Source organism: Rossellomorea sp. FM04394 (assembly GCF_041889765.1).
GTDB classification, from domain to species: Bacteria; Bacillota; Bacilli; order Bacillales; family Bacillaceae_B; genus Rossellomorea; species Rossellomorea aquimaris_B.
In genome coordinates this window covers 3,638,341-3,659,085 of the sequence record NZ_CP168654.1, presented here as the reverse complement: position 1 = coordinate 3,659,085, position 20,745 = coordinate 3,638,341, and the positions used below count along the sequence as shown (strand labels likewise).

General features: G+C 41.6%; 22 protein-coding genes and 1 riboswitch. Of the genes, 19 read left to right on the top strand and 3 right to left on the bottom strand.

Annotated features, from left to right (window positions below; translation table 11 throughout):
- The first annotated feature begins 71 nt into the window (after window positions 1-71).
- Window positions 72-989 (top strand): proline dehydrogenase family protein, encoded by a 918-nt coding sequence (locus tag ACCB35_RS18500; RefSeq protein ID WP_044338187.1) that lies wholly within the window; start codon window positions 72-74, stop codon window positions 987-989.
- A 206-nt stretch (window positions 990-1,195) separates the two neighbouring features.
- Complete coding sequence (locus ACCB35_RS18495; protein WP_374054788.1) at window positions 1,196-2,659, top strand: potassium/proton antiporter; 1,464 nt, start codon at window positions 1,196-1,198, stop codon at window positions 2,657-2,659.
- Window positions 2,660-2,793: 134 nt separating this feature from the next.
- On the opposite strand, the gene ACCB35_RS18490 is transcribed toward ACCB35_RS18495, so the two are convergent.
- The 3 genes from ACCB35_RS18490 to ACCB35_RS18480 form a co-directional block, all read right to left on the bottom strand.
- Window positions 2,794-3,420 (bottom strand): YitT family protein, encoded by a 627-nt coding sequence (locus ACCB35_RS18490; protein ID WP_374054787.1) that lies wholly within the window; start codon window positions 3,418-3,420, stop codon window positions 2,794-2,796.
- A 345-nt stretch (window positions 3,421-3,765) separates the two neighbouring features.
- Window positions 3,766-3,903, bottom strand: a complete 138-nt coding sequence (locus tag ACCB35_RS18485) for a YuzL family protein (RefSeq protein ID WP_082051193.1) — start codon at window positions 3,901-3,903, stop codon at window positions 3,766-3,768.
- A 75-nt stretch (window positions 3,904-3,978) separates the two neighbouring features.
- Entirely contained in the window at window positions 3,979-5,580 is a 1,602-nt protein-coding gene (locus ACCB35_RS18480) for a bifunctional UDP-sugar hydrolase/5'-nucleotidase (RefSeq protein WP_374054786.1), read from the bottom strand.
- Window positions 5,581-5,817: 237 nt separating this feature from the next.
- On the opposite strand from ACCB35_RS18480, the gene ACCB35_RS18475 reads away from it, so the two are divergent.
- The 17 genes from ACCB35_RS18475 (at window position 5,818) to sufC (ending at window position 20,741) form a co-directional block, all read left to right on the top strand.
- Window positions 5,818-8,202, top strand: a complete 2,385-nt coding sequence (locus ACCB35_RS18475; protein WP_374054785.1) for a 3-hydroxyacyl-CoA dehydrogenase NAD-binding domain-containing protein — start codon at window positions 5,818-5,820, stop codon at window positions 8,200-8,202.
- A gap of 37 nt (window positions 8,203-8,239) precedes the next feature.
- Window positions 8,240-9,418, top strand: coding sequence for an acetyl-CoA C-acetyltransferase (locus ACCB35_RS18470; protein WP_374054784.1), 1,179 nt, complete (start codon window positions 8,240-8,242; stop codon window positions 9,416-9,418).
- Between the two features lie 70 nt (window positions 9,419-9,488).
- Entirely contained in the window at window positions 9,489-11,273 is a 1,785-nt protein-coding gene (locus ACCB35_RS18465; protein WP_044338181.1) for an acyl-CoA dehydrogenase family protein, read from the top strand.
- A gap of 145 nt (window positions 11,274-11,418) precedes the next feature.
- Window positions 11,419-12,201, top strand: coding sequence for an SDR family NAD(P)-dependent oxidoreductase (locus tag ACCB35_RS18460; RefSeq protein ID WP_374054783.1), 783 nt, complete (start codon window positions 11,419-11,421; stop codon window positions 12,199-12,201).
- A gap of 32 nt (window positions 12,202-12,233) precedes the next feature.
- A complete protein-coding gene (locus tag ACCB35_RS18455) occupies window positions 12,234-12,536 on the top strand; it encodes a helix-turn-helix transcriptional regulator (RefSeq protein WP_044338179.1) in 303 nt (100 codons plus the stop codon).
- Window positions 12,537-12,653: 117 nt separating this feature from the next.
- On the top strand, window positions 12,654-13,010 hold the full coding sequence (locus ACCB35_RS18450) for an arsenate reductase family protein (RefSeq protein ID WP_374057072.1): 357 nt from the start codon (window positions 12,654-12,656) through the stop codon (window positions 13,008-13,010).
- 127 nt (window positions 13,011-13,137) lie between these two features.
- Entirely contained in the window at window positions 13,138-13,521 is a 384-nt protein-coding gene (gcvH, locus tag ACCB35_RS18445) for a glycine cleavage system protein GcvH (protein WP_044338178.1), read from the top strand.
- A 99-nt stretch (window positions 13,522-13,620) separates the two neighbouring features.
- Window positions 13,621-13,857 carry a YusG family protein gene (locus ACCB35_RS18440; RefSeq protein WP_044338177.1) on the top strand — a complete coding sequence of 79 codons (237 nt, stop codon included), beginning with the start codon at window positions 13,621-13,623 and terminating at the stop codon, window positions 13,855-13,857.
- A gap of 185 nt (window positions 13,858-14,042) precedes the next feature.
- On the top strand, window positions 14,043-14,402 hold the full coding sequence (locus ACCB35_RS18435; RefSeq protein WP_374054782.1) for a toprim domain-containing protein: 360 nt from the start codon (window positions 14,043-14,045) through the stop codon (window positions 14,400-14,402).
- Window positions 14,403-14,407: 5 nt separating this feature from the next.
- Complete coding sequence (locus ACCB35_RS18430) at window positions 14,408-14,722, top strand: thioredoxin family protein (protein ID WP_374057071.1); 315 nt, start codon at window positions 14,408-14,410, stop codon at window positions 14,720-14,722.
- A 250-nt stretch (window positions 14,723-14,972) separates the two neighbouring features.
- Window positions 14,973-15,323: an SCP2 sterol-binding domain-containing protein gene (locus tag ACCB35_RS18425; protein WP_374054781.1), complete on the top strand. Its 351-nt coding sequence runs from the start codon at window positions 14,973-14,975 to the stop codon at window positions 15,321-15,323.
- A 111-nt stretch (window positions 15,324-15,434) separates the two neighbouring features.
- Window positions 15,435-15,541, top strand: a riboswitch (SAM riboswitch).
- Window positions 15,542-15,692: 151 nt separating this feature from the next.
- Window positions 15,693-16,715, top strand: coding sequence for a methionine ABC transporter ATP-binding protein (locus ACCB35_RS18420; RefSeq protein ID WP_374054780.1), 1,023 nt, complete (start codon window positions 15,693-15,695; stop codon window positions 16,713-16,715).
- A complete protein-coding gene (locus ACCB35_RS18415) occupies window positions 16,712-17,380 on the top strand; it encodes a methionine ABC transporter permease (RefSeq protein ID WP_374054779.1) in 669 nt (222 codons plus the stop codon). The genes ACCB35_RS18420 and ACCB35_RS18415 overlap by 4 nt, the downstream gene beginning before the upstream one ends.
- Window positions 17,381-17,396: 16 nt before the next feature.
- A complete protein-coding gene (locus ACCB35_RS18410) occupies window positions 17,397-18,224 on the top strand; it encodes a MetQ/NlpA family ABC transporter substrate-binding protein (RefSeq protein ID WP_374054778.1) in 828 nt (275 codons plus the stop codon).
- A 156-nt stretch (window positions 18,225-18,380) separates the two neighbouring features.
- Window positions 18,381-18,746: a carboxymuconolactone decarboxylase family protein gene (locus ACCB35_RS18405; protein ID WP_044338172.1), complete on the top strand. Its 366-nt coding sequence runs from the start codon at window positions 18,381-18,383 to the stop codon at window positions 18,744-18,746.
- A 709-nt stretch (window positions 18,747-19,455) separates the two neighbouring features.
- Window positions 19,456-19,614 carry a hypothetical protein gene (locus ACCB35_RS18400; RefSeq protein WP_172655676.1) on the top strand — a complete coding sequence of 53 codons (159 nt, stop codon included), beginning with the start codon at window positions 19,456-19,458 and terminating at the stop codon, window positions 19,612-19,614.
- Between the two features lie 341 nt (window positions 19,615-19,955).
- Window positions 19,956-20,741, top strand: coding sequence for a Fe-S cluster assembly ATPase SufC (gene sufC, locus ACCB35_RS18395; RefSeq protein WP_044338171.1), 786 nt, complete (start codon window positions 19,956-19,958; stop codon window positions 20,739-20,741).
- Window positions 20,742-20,745 lie beyond the last annotated feature (4 nt).

Here is a 20,745-nt window from a genome sequence, read left to right as displayed (position 1 = left end):
TTTTTCTTTTTTAGCAATGAAGAAAACGTTTTCATAGTATGATATATATGTTTTTTCAGGGGGTAAGCAACATGGAGCAAGCAATGCGTAATTTCTTTTTATTCCTTTCAAAAAATAAACCGATGACGAAGCTCGCTAAGAAATATGGCCTGCGTTTTGGAGCCAGCCGATTCGTTGCAGGGTCTTCGATTCTACAGGCAGTTGAGGTCATTCGTGAACTGAATAGTCAGAATCTTGTTGTAACGATCGACTATTTAGGAGAGTTTGTGGACAATGAGCGAGAAGCAAACGAAATGGCCCTTGAATGTGTAGAGGCTGTTCGTGCAATCGGGAGAGAAAACCTGAAATCTCAACTATCCCTAAAGATGACATCAATGGGGCTGGATATTTCCGAAGAGGTTGTCATGAAGAATATGAGGTTGATTCTTGATGAAGCAACCAAACAAAATGTATTCGTGACCATTGATATGGAGGACTATTCCCGCTGTGGAAAGACCATTGATATCTTCAAGCGGTTAAAGTCCGAGTATGATAATATCGGCACGGTCATACAAGCCTATTTATATAGAACAGAAAAGGATATGGATGATCTGAATGCGTATTCCCCCAATCTGCGTCTAGTAAAAGGGGCCTATAAAGAGTCACCTGAAGTTGCGTTTCCTGAAAAGAAGGATGTAGACGATAATTTCAAAAAAATTATTAAAACTCATCTGTTGAACGGCAATTATACAGCCATTGCCACACACGATGATGAGATGATCGAATATACGAAGAGACTCGTTGAAGAGTATAATATCCCACGTGATCAATTCGAGTTTCAAATGCTTTTTGGTATCCGTGTGGAACGCCAGCATGAACTGGTCAAAGAAGGCTACAAAATGCGCGTATACGTTCCGTACGGTACTGACTGGTATGGATACTTCATGAGAAGACTGGCTGAAAGACCGGCCAACGTCGCCTTTGTTCTAAAAGGTGTCATGAAGAAATAAAAGAGATTTATCAGACTCTGTGAAAATTCACGGAGTCTTTTTTGTTTATAGGAGCAAGCATCCCAATATAAGAGGAAAAGGTATTGCTAAACGACTGATGGGAATATTATTGCTGAATAGAAGAGAGAAGAGGCATTTTAATTGTTACAGTATTCACAATATAATATAATAAAAGAGTATAATCTTCATGAATAAGAGGCGATATAATGGAAATCACCATTGATAATTTGACATTACTGCTTGGCCTCTTGCTTTTAGTCGGTGTCATAACCGCCAAGTTCTCCACCAGATTAGGCGTCCCCTCACTCATTTTATTTATCATCGTAGGTATGGTCTTAAATACATATTTCTTCTTCGATAATGCTCCAATGACACAATTCATCGGAACACTTGCCTTGATTATCATTTTGTTTGAAGGTGGACTTCAGACAAAATGGAGCAACGTGAAAAGTGTCTATAAACCTTCATTATCACTCGCAACCATTGGAGTCATAGTGACCACACTATCGATTGGGGTGGCTGCCAAATTCATTCTGGATGTTAGTTGGCTGGAAGGGATGTTATTTGGGGCGATCGTTGGTTCAACGGACGCTGCAGCGGTTTTCTCCGTTTTAGGCAACAAAAACATCAAACCGAAAATTTCTTCCACACTGGAAGCTGAATCAGGCAGTAACGACCCGATGGCCATTTTTTTAACGGTAGCCTTTTTACAATTGATCCAATTTCCAGGGTTAAATCCTGCTACCCTGATTTTAAGCTTTTTTTGGCAAATGGGTATGGGGCTGGTGCTTGGACTGGCGTTTGGATGGGCATCTGTATGGATCATTAACCGGATTAACCTTGATTCATCCGGATTATACCCGGTTCTGTCCATTTCGCTGGCTATCTTCACGTACGCCTTTACGAGCATATTGGAAGCGAGCGGTCTATTGGCCGTTTATATCATGGCAATCGTAGTCGGAAATCAGGAATTGACCTATCGTCATTCCATCGTGCGTTTTAATGAAGGGTTTGCGTGGATGATGCAAATCGTCATGTTCATCCTTCTGGGTTTATTGGTTTTCCCCCAGCATCTTCCGAGCATTGCATGGCAAGGGATTGTGCTGTCGATTCTATTGATTGTTGTAGCGAGGCCACTTGGAGTCTATTTAAGCCTTGCACTTGCCAAGAACTTCACGATGAAAGAAAAATTTTTCATCTCGTGGGCAGGTTTGAAGGGCGCGGTCCCAATCGTATTGGCAACGTATCCGATGGTGGCTAATATTGAAAACAGTGAAGTCATCTTCAACGTCGTGTTTTTCGTTGTCCTACTATCAGCCCTGATTCAAGGAACGACGATTTCACCGTTAGCCAACTATCTGAAGCTGGCCGGAGAAGAAAAACCGCCAATCGCTCACAGCATAGAACTCGTTTCGATCGGAAAGACAAACAATGAAATGCTTGAAATTCTCATTAACGACGATGCCTATATTACAAACAAGGCGATTAAGGACATCAATCTCCCTGAGAAGACATTGATTTCTGCGGTTATCAGAAACAATGAACTGATCACACCAATGGGAGACACGATCATCAAAGCAAACGATACACTCTATGTGCTTGCAAATAAGAGTCAGAGAAAGCGTATCAATGAGCTCCTGAATTCTAAAGGTGGATTAAGCTCCACTTAAACTATGGAACAATTCCACCAGTTCTTTCCTTAGATGCGGGAGCTTGCCATGAACCACCTCAGCCATGATGATACACAATATATCACCAAATAAAAAAGCAATCTCCCTCATGGGAGATTGCTTTTTGTTATGGATCAATCAGCAGAAACGGCTGCTTTGCCCACTGATTTTTTCTCGAAGAGCTGTTCAAAAATCGGAAAGCTGTATTGAACCACGAATCCTAATAGAAGCGTTACAATGATTGTACCGATTCCAATATCTCCTTTAAACAGGAAAGCCAGTGATAGAGCAAACCCTTCACTGATAATACGGGAATTGCGAAGGTTTAACCCGAAACGTGTATGGATGGCCACCATCAGTGTATCCATGGGACTTGCCGGGAATTTAGCCTGTAAGTAAATCGCAATCCCAAGTCCCATCGTCAAAATCCCTGAAGCAAGGGTGAACACCTGATTCATCAGCATCTCAGGAGCGTAATCATTAAAGACAACCAGTAACCAAAAATCAATCAAAAGACCAATAACAAGAATGGATCCCGCTGCCAGTACATCAGGCTTCTTCTTCATTATAAGAGCATTAAGACCAATCAACACAACCCCATTTATGAAAACAGCGGTACCAACCGTTATCCCGAACATATTGGATTCCCCAACGGCCAGGGCATCCCAGGCAGAGGCACCTAGACCAGATTTAATTATCAGGGCGACACCCATCGTCAAAATAAAAAGTCCAATCGTAAAAAACAAAAGTCTGCGCTTCATTCACATAGTCTCCTTTACTGTAAACGTTCTCATTACTATACTTTAAAAAACAGACGAGCTACCTTGGATGGTGATGATAAAGTAGGAGGTCTGACAACTTCGAATTTATATTCTTAGTTTACTGCATAAATGAGGACAAGGCAAAGTTAATTTTTGTATGGGTGGGGAAAAGATTGGTGGGGAGGTTAGGGTTATTAGCGTGTGTGGTTAGCGAAATATGTCGATCGGTCGATATATTGAATACGGTATTGATAAAATGAAACAACGGTCGATAATTCCAATCAATTTCCACTACAGCAAAAAGCACCCGATCAACAAAATCAGGCGCTCTTTCTTCATTACATATTATGGTTGCTTCTTAAATTGATTGTTTTGACTGTTTCTTTTTCCTCCACCGTCCATATCAACGGTAGGACCAGCGTTCCCCTTCACACTTGCTGCACTGACTCCAGCCTTGGAAGGGTTTTTCTTATGCTTAGCCATGTCGAACACCTCCATTACTAAGATTCCCGGATCTTCTAGAAATTATGATGAGCATCATGCAGAAAAGGGACGGACCTAAACAGAGGTCCGTCCCTCATAATCGACAACAACTTTCCAATTGTGATTACAGGCAGCTTTTATGGTTTTATGTTTGAGGAAGTAATCAGCAATCAGCTCGGTCATGTCGATTTGGATTTCCTTGATCATCGGTTTGTTTTTGAACATGGTGTATTCCCCGCCGCCACCTGCCCGGTAATTGTTCATGACGACTTGGTAATGTTTATTTTCCTGTAGGGGCTCCCCATTATAAAGTAGGGAAGTAACCCTTTTTCCTATTGGATGGCTGATATTCAACACGTAGTCAATCCCTTCCCACATATCATAATTATAATGCTGGGGTTTAGGAGTGGTGAAATTCGCGTTTACACTAAGCAATCCCACTTGGTTCACAGCGAAATATGATGCCGAACGCTCAAGGGCAAGATGGATGTCTCTCCCTGTCAATTCAAGAACGATTAAGGTATTTGGATAGATGTAGTTAGACACGATATCCCTCATTGTGACCAAATCAGGCAGCCCACGTTGTGATTCACTAAATAGTGCGGTTGCTGATATGGAAACTCCAGCAGCCTCCATTTGGACACGCTGAATGAACTCAATGAATGGATGTTCCTTGATACGAGCCTCGAATGTATCTTCTATCAGCATATTCCCTTCAATCTTACCAATCGGTTGATCAAGCCAGGATTGTGTTTTGCTTTCAATATTCCGGGCTAAGGAAAGGACATTTTCATCGGCCTCGATTCCCTCCATGGAAATGATTTGAGGCTCCTTGTTTAATACAGACCATCCTTGCTTGTTTCGTTGTAACTCAATGGTCACTTGTCCGATACTCCCACCATGCATTCCCGGCTGAACGATTGAAACCCCATTGATGGTGCCTGCAAGCTTTCGGTGTTGATGACCAGTCAGGAGAACATCGATCCCTTTTACTTCTGTACAAATTTTATAACCTTGGTTTTCACCAGTTTGCCGTTCAGTCGGTGAACCCGTTCGAATATCCTTTTCAAAACCCCCATGATACGAAACAATCATCACGTCAGGTTTTTCTGCTTCTTGAATGCGGGAAACCCAATTCTGAGTTGAGGTTAAGGCATCTTCGAATGACAAACCTGCTATGTGAGAGGGATTTTCCCAGTTTGGGATATAATGTGTGGTTACGCCTAGCACAGCTGCTTTTACCCCGTTAGGTAGTACTTTGATGAAGTATGGGAGACCAAAGTAAGGTTTCTTCGTTTTTTCATCAAGAATATTTGCGGATAAAAAAGGAAACTCTGCATCTTGTTGCGCTTTGCGTAAAGGTTCCATCCCATAATTGAATTCATGGTTGCCAATCACGATTGCATCAAATTTGAGTTCATGTAAAATTGAGATAAAAGGGTTTGGCAAATGACGAGCTTGTTTCATATAGTAATAAGTAAGGGGAGTGCCTTGATAGAGGTCTCCATTATCAATGACCAGCACATTCCCGGCTTGTTTTTGTACATCTTTAATATAGGTGGCAATTTTACCTAAACCAACGGCAGCATTCTCCTTGGTTCCATATAAGTAAGGGAATATATGTCCATGGATATCACTGGTTTCAAGGATCTTGATAGATGTTGTATCGTTTTTCATTTGAACCTCCATACTTAAAAACACATTATTGTGTTAACAAGTTTACATTATTCTGGAAGAACATGACATAGTAAAAACGCCGAAATTTTTGTAAAATTTATCATTTTTAGTCTTTTAAATATTGCGATATTTCATGAAATCAGATATATTAGATGTAACAGGAACTCATTCGAGTCTTTTTTTTGAGAAAAAAATGAATGAGTATTCATTCAAAGTGAGTAAAAGGGGGAAATACCATTGGTTCGTAGAATTCAGAAAGCCGCAGTGTTAGGATCGGGAGTCATGGGTTCAGGAATTGCCGCTCATCTTGCAAATATCGGCATCCCGACTATGTTATTAGATATCGTACCAAGAGAATTAACCGACGAACATAAAGCAAAGGGACTGACAGAAGAGAGCAAGGCATTTCGTAATCAATTTAGTGAAAACGCTTTAAAAAAGCTCTTTAAGCAAAAACCGGCGCCATTGACATCAAAGCAAAATGCTTCACTCATTACAGCAGGCAACTTCGAGGATGATCTTCAGAATATCGGGGATTGTGACTGGGTCATTGAGGTAGTCGTTGAGAACTTAGATATCAAGAAGAAAGTGTTTGAACAAGTGGAACGCTATCGTAAACCGGGAAGCATCATCAGTTCAAATACATCGGGGATTTCAATCGAGGCTATGTCAGAAGGACGAAGCGATGATTTCCAAAAGAATTTCTTAGGTACTCATTTCTTCAATCCACCACGCTACTTAAAGCTTCTTGAAGTGATCCCGACGAAAAAGACAGATCCCGAAGTCGTAAGTTTCATGAAAACATTTGGAGAAGACGTCCTCGGTAAGGGTGTCGTGATGGCGAAGGATACACCGAACTTCATCGCAAATCGTATCGGAACGTATGGATTGCTCATCACGGTTCAGGAAATGCTGAAAGGCGGCTACTCTGTGGGAGAAGTTGATTCCATCACGGGACCAACGATCGGAAGACCGAAAAGTGCCACTTTCCGTACACTTGATGTGGTTGGACTCGATACCTTCGCACATGTAGCGAAGAATGTGTATGACCAAGTAGATGGTGAAGAGCGGACGGTGTTTGAAGTACCGGCCTTCATGCAAAAAATGCTTGAAAATGGATGGCTGGGGAGCAAGAGCGGACAGGGATTCTTTCTGAAGCAAGGGAAAGAGATCCTGGAGCTTAATCCTGAAACGATGGATTACCAGCCACGTCAGAAGTTGAAAACAGCTTCACTTGAAATGGCCAAAAATGAAAAAGGCTTAAAAAACAAAATGAAATCACTCGTATATGCGAAAGATCAGGCAGGCACGCTTCTATGGAATATCGTGTCGCCCGTCTTAACCTATTCAGCCCAGCTCCTAGGCGAAATTGCCGATGATATCGTAGGCATTGACCAAGCAATGAAATGGGGCTTCGGATGGGAGATGGGTCCATTTGAAACATGGGATGCCATCGGCGTTGAAAAGTCTGTAACACGTATGAAGGAAGAAGGCATGAACGTCCCTGAGTGGGTGGAAACCATGCTTAGTGAAGGTCATTCGACTTTCTATAAAGAAGAAAATGGTGAGCGTTACTTCTATCACAATGGTGACTACCAACTTGTTGAACGGAATCCAAAGGCACTCGACTTAAAGGCACTGAAGAATTCAGGGAAGCTGATCAAAAAGAACTCCGGAGCAAGCTTAATTGATATTGGTGATGGCATCGCGCTTCTTGAATTCCATTCTCCAAATAATGCCATTGGTATGGATATTACGCAAATGATTAATTTTGCCGTTGATGAAGTAGAGAAGAATTATAAAGGACTCGTCATCGGGAACCAGGGTAAGAACTTCTGTGTAGGTGCAAATCTTGCCATGATTCTAATGGAAGCACAGGATGACAACATATTTGAGATCGATATGGTCGTCAGGCATTTCCAGCAGGCGATGATGAAGATCAAATATTCATCCAAGCCAGTGGTGGCTGCCCCATTCGGTATGACATTAGGTGGAGGAAGCGAGGTCTGCTTACCAGCAGCTCATATCCAGGCGTCCATGGAAACGTATATGGGATTAGTGGAAGTTGGAGTCGGATTGATACCGGGCGGAGGGGGGAACAAAGAGCTTTATATGAAGCACTTAGCGAACCTTCCGAATGGAGTGGAATTCGATCTTCAAAAAGTAGCCAATAAAGTATTCGAATCGATTGCAATGGCGAAGGTTTCCACATCCGGTGATGAAGCAAGGGACAATAACTTTTTAAATAAAGCAGATGGAGTCAGTGTAAATAGTGATCATCTGTTATACGATGCAAAACAGGCTGCACTAAGCCTATACGAAGGTGGATACTCAGCTCCGATCCGTAAGAAGGTACCCGTTGTAGGTGAAACAGGATATGCAACCCTTCTTCTTGGAGCTCAATCCATGCTCCAATCAGGCTTCATTTCAGAGCATGATCTGATGATCGCGAAAAAGCTTGCTTACGTGATCGCAGGCGGAAAAGTACCATACGGCACAGAAGTAGATGAACAATATCTGTTGGACCTAGAAAGAGAAGCATTCCTGAGTCTTGTTGCACAGCCGAAATCACAACAAAGAATGCAGCACATGCTTGTAAAAGGAAAACCATTACGCAATTAATGAGCGTTTATACCATATTAGAAAGCGGGGGAATATCATGCGCGAAGCAGTCATTGTTGCTGGTGCAAGAACACCAGTCGGAAAATCAAGAAAAGGGTCATTGGCTCAAGTTCGACCAGATGATCTCGGAGCACTTGTAGTGAAGGAAACCCTCAAGCGTGCAGGAAATTATGAAGGCAACATCGATGACCTGATCATCGGATGTGCGATGCCTGAAGCTGAGCAAGGGTTAAATATGGCGCGAAATATAGGCGGACTTGCGGGATTGCCTGATTCAGTACCGGCAATTACGATCAACCGTTATTGTTCATCCGGATTGCAGTCCATAGCCTATGCTGCAGAAAAAATCATGCTGGGTCACTCTGATACAGCGATTGCAGGTGGAGCGGAATCCATGAGCCTCGTACCCATGATGGGTCACGTTGTACGCCCGAATGCTAGATTAGCTGAAAACGCGCCACAATACTATATGAGTATGGGGCATACAGCTGAGCAGGTGGCAAGAAAGTTCGGTGTATCCCGTGAAGATCAGGATGCATTTGCGGTAAGAAGTCACCAAAAAGCGGCAAAAGCGATATCTGAAGGGAAATTCGACGATGAAATCGTACCGGTTGATGTGCTTCATCGTTCAGTAAGCAATGATAATAAACTGGTTGAGAAATCATTCCAATTTTCAAAAGATGAAGGTGTACGCGCTGAAACAAGCTCGGAAGTTTTGGCTAAGTTACGTCCTGCCTTCAACGTGAAGGGCTCTGTAACTGCAGGAAATTCCTCACAAACGAGTGACGGAGCGGCAGCGGTCATGGTGATGGATAGAGAGAAGGCTGGATCTCTGGGTCTTCAGCCTATGGCGAAGTTCAGAAGCTTCGCAGTAGCGGGAGTTCCGCCGGAAATCATGGGGATCGGCCCGGTCGAGGCAATTCCACGGGCATTGAAGATGGCAGGTTTGGAGCTTTCAGATATCGGACTATTTGAACTGAATGAAGCATTCGCTTCTCAATCCATCCAAGTCATTCGTCAACTGGGGTTGGACGAAGAAAAAGTGAATGTGAACGGTGGAGCAATCGCTCTAGGCCATCCACTGGGATGTACAGGTGCGAAGCTGACCCTTTCCCTAGTACACGAAATGAAGCGCAGAAACCAGCAATTCGGTATCGTCACCATGTGCATCGGCGGCGGAATGGGCGCAGCCGGCGTCTTTGAATTAATAGGTTAATAGGAGGGACGGACCTCGAATGCCGAGGCCCCCTGCTCCTTCAAAATAATAATTTTTAGGGGGATTCGAAATGGCGAATCAAACAGAAAAGCTGATCAAGGGTGGAAGTTTTTTAATTGAAGATGTAAGCTGTGAGCAAGTTTTCACACCGGAAGAATATTCTGATGAACAAAAAATGATTGCTAAAACAACTGAGGATTATGTGTTAAATGAAGTGGTACCTGTAATCGATAATTTGGAAAACCATGAATTTGACCACTCCGTTCGCCTGTTAAAAGAAGCGGGGGATCTTGGCCTTCTGGGTGCAGATGTTCCTGAAGAGTACGGCGGATTGGGCTTGGATAAAGTAAGCTCGGCACTGATTGCTGAAAAAATGTCCCGGGCAGGTGGGTTTTCCATCTCTCACGGTGCACACGTTGGAATCGGTTCACTGCCAATCGTGCTGTTCGGTAATGAAGAGCAAAAGCAAAAATACCTTCCTCCACTGGCAACTGGTGAGAAGTTGGCAGCCTACGCATTAACGGAGCCGGGTTCAGGGTCAGATGCCCTTGGTGCGAAAACGACAGCTAAATTGAATGCAGAAGGTACTCACTACATTTTAAATGGTGAGAAACAATGGATCACAAACTCTGCATTTGCTGATGTGTTTGTTGTGTACGCAAAAATCGATGGGGAGCATTTCTCAGCATTCATAGTAGAAAAAGATTTCCCTGGTGTTTCAACCGGTCCTGAAGAGAAGAAAATGGGTATCAAGAGCTCATCTACCCGTACATTAATCTTGGAAGATGCTGAAATTCCAGTAGAAAACCTTCTTGGTGATGCAGGGAAAGGCCATATCATTGCTTTCAATATCTTAAACATCGGCCGTTATAAATTAGGGGTAGGTGCCGTTGGAGCAAGTAAACGTGCATTAGAGGTGACGGTACAATATACAAACCAGCGCCAGCAATTCAAAACACCAATTTCCGCTTTCAATCTGACAAAAGAAAAACTGGCAACAATGGCGGCTAAATTATACGCAGCAGAGAGCTCCGTTTATCGTACAGTAGGATTGTTCGAGGATCGCATGAGCAAGCTTACGGATGAAGAAGTGAAGAACGGAACAGAAGTGGCAAAATCGATTGCAGAATACGCGATTGAATGTTCACTGAATAAATTCTTCGCAACAGAAGTACTGGATTATGTAGTCGATGAAGGTGTTCAACTTCACGGGGGATACGGCTTCATGCAGGAATACGAAATTGAGAGAATGTACCGTGACTCCCGTATCAACCGTATTTTTGAAGGTACGAATGAAATCAACCGCCTTCTGGTTCCAGGCACTTACCTGCGTAAAGCAATGAAAGGTGAGCTTCCATTACTTCAAAAAGCACAGGCCCTTCAAGAGGAATTGATGATGCTTATGCCTGAAGAAGTAGGGGATGAGCCACTTGCCCAAGAAAAATATCTTGTGAAAAATGCGAAGAAAATCGGCTTGATGCTTTCTGGTTTAGCAGCTCAAAAATTCGGTAAAGCTCTTGAAAAAGAACAGGAAATCCTTGTGAACATTGCTGATATCGTTTCGAACGCATACGCGATGGAATCCGTTGTCCTTAGAACAGAAAAAGCGATCCAAAAAGGTGGAGTAGAGAAAGCTCAGCAAAAACTTCTTTACACACAAATCTTCTGTCAAGAAGCATTCAACGAAATCGAACAGCATGCGAAAGAAACGCTTGTGGCAACCGAAACAGGCGACACTCTGCGCATGATGTTGTCAGCACTTCGTAAATTCACCCGCCACACACCGATCAACGTAATCGCAGTCAAACGTGCGGCATCAGAAAAGCTGATCGACGCAGAAAAATATACAGTGTAATAGAGTAGTTTAAGGGACGGACCTCTGAATGGAGGTCCGTCCCTTTGTTTTGTTGGTAACTTGACATTTCTAATTGTATTAATTATTATATGTTTAAACACTTAAACGTTTAAGTGTTTAAACATTAAAGATAAGGTGGTAATCATTGATGAATAAAACAGTTCTAATTACAGGTGCTTCAAGTGGTATCGGTTTGCACTTTACTCATAAATTTGCAGGTTCAGGACATGATGTGATTCTCGTCGCAAGAAGTGAGGAGAAGCTTCGTACTCTATCAAACGAAATTGAAAATAAATACGGAGTGAAATCATACGTCATCCCATCCGACCTTTCCAAACCAGGGTCATCTGAAGCGTTATACAAGGAAGTGAATACACAAGGAATCCATGTTGATATCCTTATCAATAATGCAGGATTCGGGTTGTTTGGCGAATTTGAGCAGACTGACTTATCAAAGGAACTGGATATGATTCAAGTCAATATCACTGCCCTTACAGAGCTAAGTAAGTATATTGGAAAAGAAATGGTGAGCAGAAAGAGCGGGAAAATCCTGAATGTAGCATCAACAGCAGCATTCCAGCCGGGCCCATTGATGGCCGTTTACTATGCAACAAAAGCGTATGTGCTGTCATTCTCAGAAGCCCTGGCGAATGAATGGGCACCACACGGAGTGACAGTGACCGCTTTATGCCCCGGTGCTACCAAAACGGGATTCAGCGATGCAGCTGAGCTTCAATCTTCAAAACTGTTTCAGTCAGGGGTAATGAGTGTGGAGGAAGTGGTGGATGAGGGGTATAGGCAAATGATGGAAAAGAACAAAACCGTAATCATCCCTGGTTTCAAAAATAGAATGCTGACTCAATCCATCCGCTTTATGCCGAGGAAAATGGTCACAAATATTGTTCGTAAAGTACAAGAACGGGTATAATTGAATGTGAATGAGATTGAAGGGAGAAGACTATGGGTCAAAAAGCAATCGATACATTTCGTGCTTGCATTCCATTATTTCAAGCACTGAGTGATCCTTATCGTCAGGACATAATATTACTTCTTGCCGAACAAGAACCTCTTACGGTCAATCAAATAACTGAAAATCTAACATTATCGCGTCCTGCTGTTTCTCACCATTTAAAGATCTTGAGAGATCAGCAATTGGTGTCATTAGAGCAAAAGGGGACACAGCGCTTCTATTCCCTTGAATTGGATAATGCAACCGTCCTTCTGAAGGAACTGGTTGAGACGGTTGAAAAACAATGTGAGTAATGTTTCACAAAAGAAGGATAATATTGAATATTGTCGAATGTAGAGATAGATTCGTGCAATACAGAATGCTGGATGGGGCCAAGCTTCATCCAGATCATTATGAAAGGTAGTGGAATGATGTCGTTGACTTTTTATTCTTATCCAAAGTGTGGTACTTGCCGCAAAGCAAAGAAATGGCTGGAAGATCAAGATTTAGCTATTAATGAAATACATATTGTGGAAAACCCGCCGTCAAAAGACGAGCTTAAAAGTCTTTACGAAAAGAGCGGATTACCTCTAAAGAAGTTTTTTAACACAAGTGGGAAAAAATATCGGGAAATGGGCTTGAAAGATAAAGTAAACTCTGCTTCTGATGAGAAATTATTAGAAATCCTTTCCACGGACGGGATGCTGATCAAGCGTCCGATTACGACGGATGGAAGCAAGGTGACAGTTGGTTTCAAGGAAGAAACCTTTGAAGAAACCTGGAAGTAAAAAGAGGTCTAGGATTACCAGATCATGGACAATGAAAAAGTTTCATCATTCACGCTTAGTTTTCTTGCTTTTTTAATGAAAAGTGTGTCAATATTAGGTTGTATACTAGCATTTGGAGGGATAGAGAATGAGTACACCGAAAGAACTTCGTTATTCTGAAGAACATGAGTGGGTCAAAGTTGAAGGGGAAAATGTACGCGTAGGAATCACATCATTTGCACAATCTGAACTTGGCGATATCGTATTCGTTGAGTTACCAGAGGTTGGGGATGAAATCAAAGCGGACGAGCCATTCGGTAGTGTCGAATCGGTTAAAACCGTTTCTGAGCTATATGCACCAGTATCAGGTAAGGTGGTAGAAGTGAATGAAGAGCTGTCTGATAGCCCTGAGTTCGTGAACGAATCACCTTATGAAAAAGCATGGATGATCGTCGTTGAACCTTCAGACGCTGGAGAAGTAGACAAGCTTATGACTGCTGAACAATACGATGAAATGATTAATGAAGGATAATTTCTTTCCAAACACCTTGAGGGCTTCTCAAGGTGTTTTGTTTTATATTTTGGGCATCATATGAGTAGACGTTTTTTCAATTAGAAAGGATGAACATATATGGTGCTCAAGCCTAAGAAATTAGATGTAACCAACAGGGTGACAGGAAAACTGAAAAATGGAGAAGTAGAACTATATTTAGATAATCAGCCAATCGGCAGAATGGCTTTACCCCTTGATGGGTTAAACATGGAGCCAAACTTTGAAGCAAAAGAAAATAAAATTTATCAAAGCTACACTTCCACGGAAGGCGATCAAGCAAGATACACAGATTGTGATGAAGGTGGCTGGTGTTAGAGATGCTCATGGTGCCAGATTCGATAATGGATCTGGCACCATTTGTATAAGCAGATAGGCAAACCACTTGCGCATTTTTTTATAAACATGAGAAAATATAAGCAGAAAGTGTAGAAAGTGTACATCATCTCTTGTTATTTGAATATACTATCGTAATCTTATTTCTGAAAGATAAGGTGATGATCATGATGGAACTTGACGAAAAAGTAATCATTGTCGAAGGGACAACAGACAAACGAAAAGTGAAACATATCATTAAAGAACCGATTGAAATTATTTGTACAAACGGGACGATTAGCATTACGAAAATGGACGAACTCATTGATGCATTATTGGAAAGGGATGTCTATATCCTCGTAGATGCTGATGATGCAGGTGAAAAATTACGAAAGCAATTTAAACGTGAGTTCCCTGAAGCTGAACATTTGTACATTGATCGCATGTACAAGGAAGTGGCAGCAGCTCCGGAGTATCACTTGGCGTCTGTCCTGATTGGAGCCAATATAGACGTTCATAAAGAATATTTAGGAAAAAGGATGATCTAGTTTTGATGGAGGTAAGTAATACCGAAACATTAACCCATCTGATTGAAGACAATACGTTTGAAGCCGTTTACCTGTATACCCCGATGTGTGGTACTTGTCAGGTTGCAAGTAAAATGATTGACGTAGTGGAAAAGCTTCCGCAACCTTTTCATTTTGTGAAGGCCAACTTGAATTATTTGCCCCAATTCGCAGAAGGACAATCCATCGAAAGTGTACCCTGCTTACTTTTATTTAAGGATGGGGTCGAAAGGGACAGGATCTATGCCTTTCATTCCGTTCCATTTTTATATGAAACCTTAAACAAGATCACTGATCGTTAGTGGATAAGAGACCTTTTGGGAGAAGGTCTTTTTTATATGTCTATTTTCTAAACGATTTTCTTTCTACAAACGAAGACATATTTCTCGGGAAATGTTGCGAATGGCATCATTTTTTGGCTAGTATTCATCCAGATTCTTACTGTTCGACAAATTAGATGGATACGTTCAAAACATGTCGAGAAAGTATAAAAGGGATAAATACCTAAAAGTGGAATTGTAATAATATAGAAGTTTCACTGGGAGGGTATTCATGCGAATATATTTAGAGGAATTAGTAGATCAGTGTCATTCAAGATATCACTTACGACTCTTATTTCCAGACAGCCCATTTGTTCTTCACTTTGATTGTGGAAAAGATTTGTACGGTATTTCTATTTCCAGCAAGGGGTGCGTTGTATTAGATGATTTGAGTGAAGACGCTCATTTCGTAATCGAAGGAATGGAGGGAAAAGTGGTTTCCCTACTTACAGGGGAGGAACGGTTGTCTCAACTGATTGAATCCGGAGAGCTTAAAATCAGAGGAGGGTATCGCCCACTTCTATTTGTTGAGTCTGTTCTTTGGCTGACGAGGTCAAGGAGAAAAGAGCCGGTTGAAGTTTAAAGAATGAGTAGAAAAAATAATTGACACACTCGATCACCGATGATAGAATCTCTCTTGTAGCAAATTTTCAGAGTCTTTAACTTATTAAAAAATTTAATAATCGATACTTTACTCTTATTAAGAGAGGTGGAGGGACGTGCCCTATGAAGCCCGGCAACCGTCAATGAAAATTGAAATGGTGCCAATTCACTCAAAGCAATGGCTTTGACAGATGAGAGAAAGGATAGTCCTATATGATTATGCCTTTCTGCTTATCGCGGAAAGGCATTTTTTATTGAAATAAAAAATGTAACCGGAAAACGCCAGGTAGGTACACCAATAATCCTGATTAAACAGGTCGTTTTACTCCGAAAGAAGGTGGAATACAACATGATTACCATTTCAGATGTAAAAAAAATCTATCAATCCAAATCGGGTTCGATCTCAGCCGTTGATGGCGTCAATATCGAGATTGCCCGAGGAGAAATTTTTGGGGTGATTGGCTATAGTGGAGCAGGTAAGAGTACGCTGATCCGCATGCTTAATGGTCTCGAGGTTCCCACAGAAGGAATAGTGGACGTGAATGGTCAAATCGTTTCCCAAGTAAAGGGTAAAAAGCTTCGGGAAGCAAGACAGTCAATAGGCATGATTTTTCAACACTTTAATCTCCTCTGGTCCAGGACAGTATTAGAAAATATACAGTTCCCATTAGAAATTGCCGGAGTATCAAAGAAAGAGAGAGTTCAAAGATCCAATGAATTATTGAAGCTTGTAGGGTTGGAAGGCAGAGGAGATGCCTACCCGTCTCAACTGAGCGGAGGACAGAAACAACGTGTTGGGATTGCCAGATCCCTTGCTAACAATCCCGATGTCCTATTATGTGATGAAGCTACTTCCGCTTTAGATCCACAAACAACCGATTCCATCCTTGATTTATTGGTGGATATTAATAAACGCTTAGGGCTGACGATTGTCCTGATCACTCATGAAATGCACGTGATTCAGAAGATTTGCCACCGTGTCGCAGTCATGGAGCAGGGCAAGGTCGTGGAACTCGGCGATGTATTGGAAGTGTTCCGAAATCCACAAGAGCAAGTGACAAAGCGTTTCGTGAAAGAAGTTTCGCAAGCAAAAGAAACGGGTGAAACCATTGATCACCTATTGACGCAATATCCGAATGGAAAAGTGTTGAAATTCACTTTTGTAGGTGAATCAACTGAGCAGCCCCTCATCACCACTCTGATAAGGAAGTTTGACTTAGACGTGAACATCCTTCAAGGACAAATCTCCCAAACCCAAAAGGGTGCCTATGGAACGTTATTTGTTCACCTTGATGGGGATGAACGGATCATCAAAGATGCTTTAGCGTTTGCAGAAAAGCAACTGGTTCAAGTGGAGGTGTTAAGAGGATGATTGAAAATTTATTTCCAAATGTAGATTGGGAGAAGATGTGGGAAGCGACCCTCGAAACCCTGTATATGACCGGGATGTCTGTAGTGATTACCTTTGTACTCGGAATGATCCTCGGGATTTTGCTCTTCCTCACCTCTAAGGAAAATCTATGGGATAACAAACTGACATACACGATTACAAGTGCAGTCGTGAATGTATTCAGATCGATTCCGTTCATTATTTTGATTGTATTATTAATTCCATTCACCAAGTTTTTATTGGATACGATCCGTGGAGCGAATGCAGCCCTTCCGGCACTAATTATCGGAGCCGCTCCGTTTTACGCCCGCATGGTAGAAATAGCTTTAAGAGAAGTGAACAAAGGCGTCATCGAAGCAGCGAAAGCAATGGGTGCAAAGACGAGTACAATTATCTGGAAAGTCCTGATCCCGGAATCCATGCCGGCTTTGATTTCAGGAATTACAGTAACAGCGATTGCCCTCGTTGGATATACGGCAATGGCCGGGGTCATCGGAGCAGGTGGTTTAGGAAACCTTGCCTATTTAGATGGCTTTCAACGAAGCAGGGAAGACGTGACGCTCGCCGCAACCATTATGATCTTACTCATCGTGTTTGCGATTCAACTATTAGGTGATTTCTTTACAAATAAATTGGATAAACGATAAAAGGAGAGAAATAAAAATGAAAAAATGGGTAGCAGGAGTTATTGCAGCAACAAGCATTTTTGGATTGGCAGCATGCGGAAGTGATTCAGAATCAGGAGGAGGCAGCGACGAGAAAGAATTAGTAGTTGGAGCTTCCAATATTCCTCACGCTGAAATTCTTGAACAAGTGAAGCCTTTATTAGAGGAGAAAGGTATCGACTTAGAAATTGAAACGTACCAGGACTATATCCTGCCAAATAAAGATCTGGATAATGGAGATATTGACGCAAACTATTTCCAACACGTACCTTACTTAGAATCTCAAAAAGCGGAACACGGATATGATTTCGAAAATGCTGGTGGCATTCACATTGAGCCGATTGGCGTTTATTCTAAAAAGTATAAATCCCTTGAAGACCTGCCTGAAGGTGCAACGATCTTAATGAGTAATTCCGTAGCAGACCACGGACGTATCCTTACGTTATTAGAAGAAAAAGGTCTAATTACATTAAATGATGGAGTAGACAAGACAAAAGCGACGCTGGAAGACATTAAAGAAAATCCAAAGAAACTGAAATTCGATTACGAATATGAAGCAGCTCTTCTTCCACAATTGTATGAAAATGAAGAGGGAGATGCCGTTCTGATCAACTCCAACTATGCAATTGATGCCGGTTTAAATCCATTGAAAGATTCGATTGCCATTGAAGACAGTAATTCTCCATACGTGAATGTGATTGCTGTGAATAAAGGTGACGAAAATAAAGAGGAAGTAAAGGCGCTTGTTGAAGCTCTTCGTTCAAAGGAAATCCAAGACTTTATTAAAGAGGAATGGGACGGTTCAGTAGTTCCGGTGACTGAATAATTTCATGTAACGTAGATAAGGAACCCGATTTTTGATGCTGATCAGAATCGGGTTTCTTCTATGAATATGTACTAACAGTATTTTTTTAACATAATCATTTCCATTATGGCTCATACTATTTTCGATGAATCTATTTCAGAAATGGAGCTGAATGAAATGCAGATGGAACCAAGAAATACAACAGAAGCTGCTCTTCATGATTATAAAATGGGACTTGGAATCTTCACTGAAAAAATGCCTGAGCTTGCCGAGCAGTATAATACGTTCACCGAGCACTGCTTTAGAGAAGGGATTCTTTCTAAAAAAGAAAAGCAGTTGATCGCGTTAGGAATCAGCCTTTACTCCCAAGATGAATATTGCATCATTTACCACACGAAAGGATGCCTGGATCAAGGGTGTTCAGAAGAAGAAATCCTAGAAGCAATAGGAGTAACTGCCGCATTCGGAGGCGGAGCGGTCATGAGTCAGGCAGTGACACTAGTACAGCAATCGATTCAGGACTTAAATCAGTTAAAGCAATAAGCGGGTGAGGATCAAGGGGGAGAAATCCTCCTTGATTTTTTTATTGAATCAGTGATCGAACAATGCTTTTTACTCAATTACATAAGATCTCGCTTCCAGCAAGCGTTTGGCAAGCAAGCTCAACTTATACGGAACGCACTCTTGCAGACACGTACTTTTTCAAGTATCTAGGCAGTTTCATTCACCATAATGCGATTCCCTGACCACTAATAGGCAGTCATAAAGTAGTAGCACAGAGTGGATTGTACCGGAAGGCACTTTACTCCTGCGGGAAATAGAGGAAAGGTCGAGACCCCGCAGGGCAAAGCCCGAGGAGGCTCGACTTCCTCCCCGCGGAAAGAAAGTGCCTGGAGCGAAAAGGAACGGTCTGTGTTTTTATGCTACCGTCCGTTCAGTGTTAAATAGAATAAAGTTTATGAAATGAGCTTTTGGGTGGAAAGCTCGTTATTCATCACCAATCCTTAAATACTTATTCAATAAAATGAATATATATTAAAAAAGCTATTAATTGGCAGTATAATGGCGGAATTTTGTGAAAACTTAAAGGTAACCCCTTGAGGTTAGGATGAAAAGGATGAATTTAAGAAAAAATGACCCTATACTGGTTTTGTCTTGTGAACGAGGGGGTAGTATAGTTGTAAAGTAATTAAAAACCTGAAAGGAATGATTCATTATCGACTCTCTTGAGAGTATCTCGTACACAAGTGAAATGGAAAAGGCAATGCATGGAGCCCATGGAATTGGTTATGAGGTGTACAAACGAAAGCATGATGTCAGAATGCAAGTAGAGAAAAGAAGAGAGCAGGACTACAAGGAAAGCAGAAGAATGATTGCGGCACTTGATAGAAGAGTGCATGCTAATATATAATAAGGAAGAAAAAAGGAAACCAGTGTAAATTGATACACTGGTTTTTTTGTTGCGATGCATCTCATAGGTGAAGGACGAAGCGGAATGTTCTCCGAGATCATCAGATAACAACAAAATTTCCTCAATATGATCAATCCGGAAAATTGAACAAGCATGCTACATTTTTCTTTTATATTAAGCCAACAATAGAAAAGGATTATCTTGTCAAGTTTACACTATCTGTATAGTTGAAAAAGTTGATTATAGCTTTTATTTGTTATAAGATTGTAATGAGAATAAATTGAGAATGATTAAAGAATTTAATTCTTAAATTCATTATAAAGTCACGGAGGTAAATACACATGGCAGGTTCTACTTTAACAATTAAAGATCTTCATGTTGAGATTGAAGGAAAGGAAATCCTGAAAGGGGTTAACCTTGAAATTAAAGGTGGAGAAATCCACGCAGTAATGGGACCAAATGGTACAGGTAAATCTACTTTATCTTCTGCTATCATGGGTCACCCAAAGTATGAAGTGACAAAAGGAAGCATTCACTTTGACGGTGAAGATGTGCTTGAAATGGAAGTGGATGAGCGCGCTCGCGTAGGTCTATTCCTTGCAATGCAGTATCCAAGTGAAATCAACGGGGTAACGAATGCAGACTTCTTACGTTCAGCGATCAATAGCCGTCGTGAAGAAGGCGAAGAAATTTCTCTTATGAAATTCATCCGCAAAATGGATTCGGAAATGGAATACCTGGAAATGGATCCGGATATGGCACAGCGTTACTTAAACGAAGGATTTTCTGGTGGAGAGAAGAAGCGTAATGAAATCCTTCAACTAATGATGTTACAACCTAAGATCGCCATCCTTGACGAGATTGACTCTGGTCTTGATATCGATGCCCTTAAAGTTGTATCAAAAGGAATCAATAAAATGCGCGGTGAGGATTTCGGTTGCTTGATCATCACTCACTACCAGCGTCTTCTTAACTACATCACTCCTGATCATGTCCACGTTATGATGCAAGGACGCATTGTGAAATCAGGCGGAGAGGAATTAGCACAACGCCTCGAAGCAGAAGGATATGACTGGATTAAAGAAGAGTTAGGAATCAAAGACGAAACTGTTGGCCAAGAAGCGTAAGTGT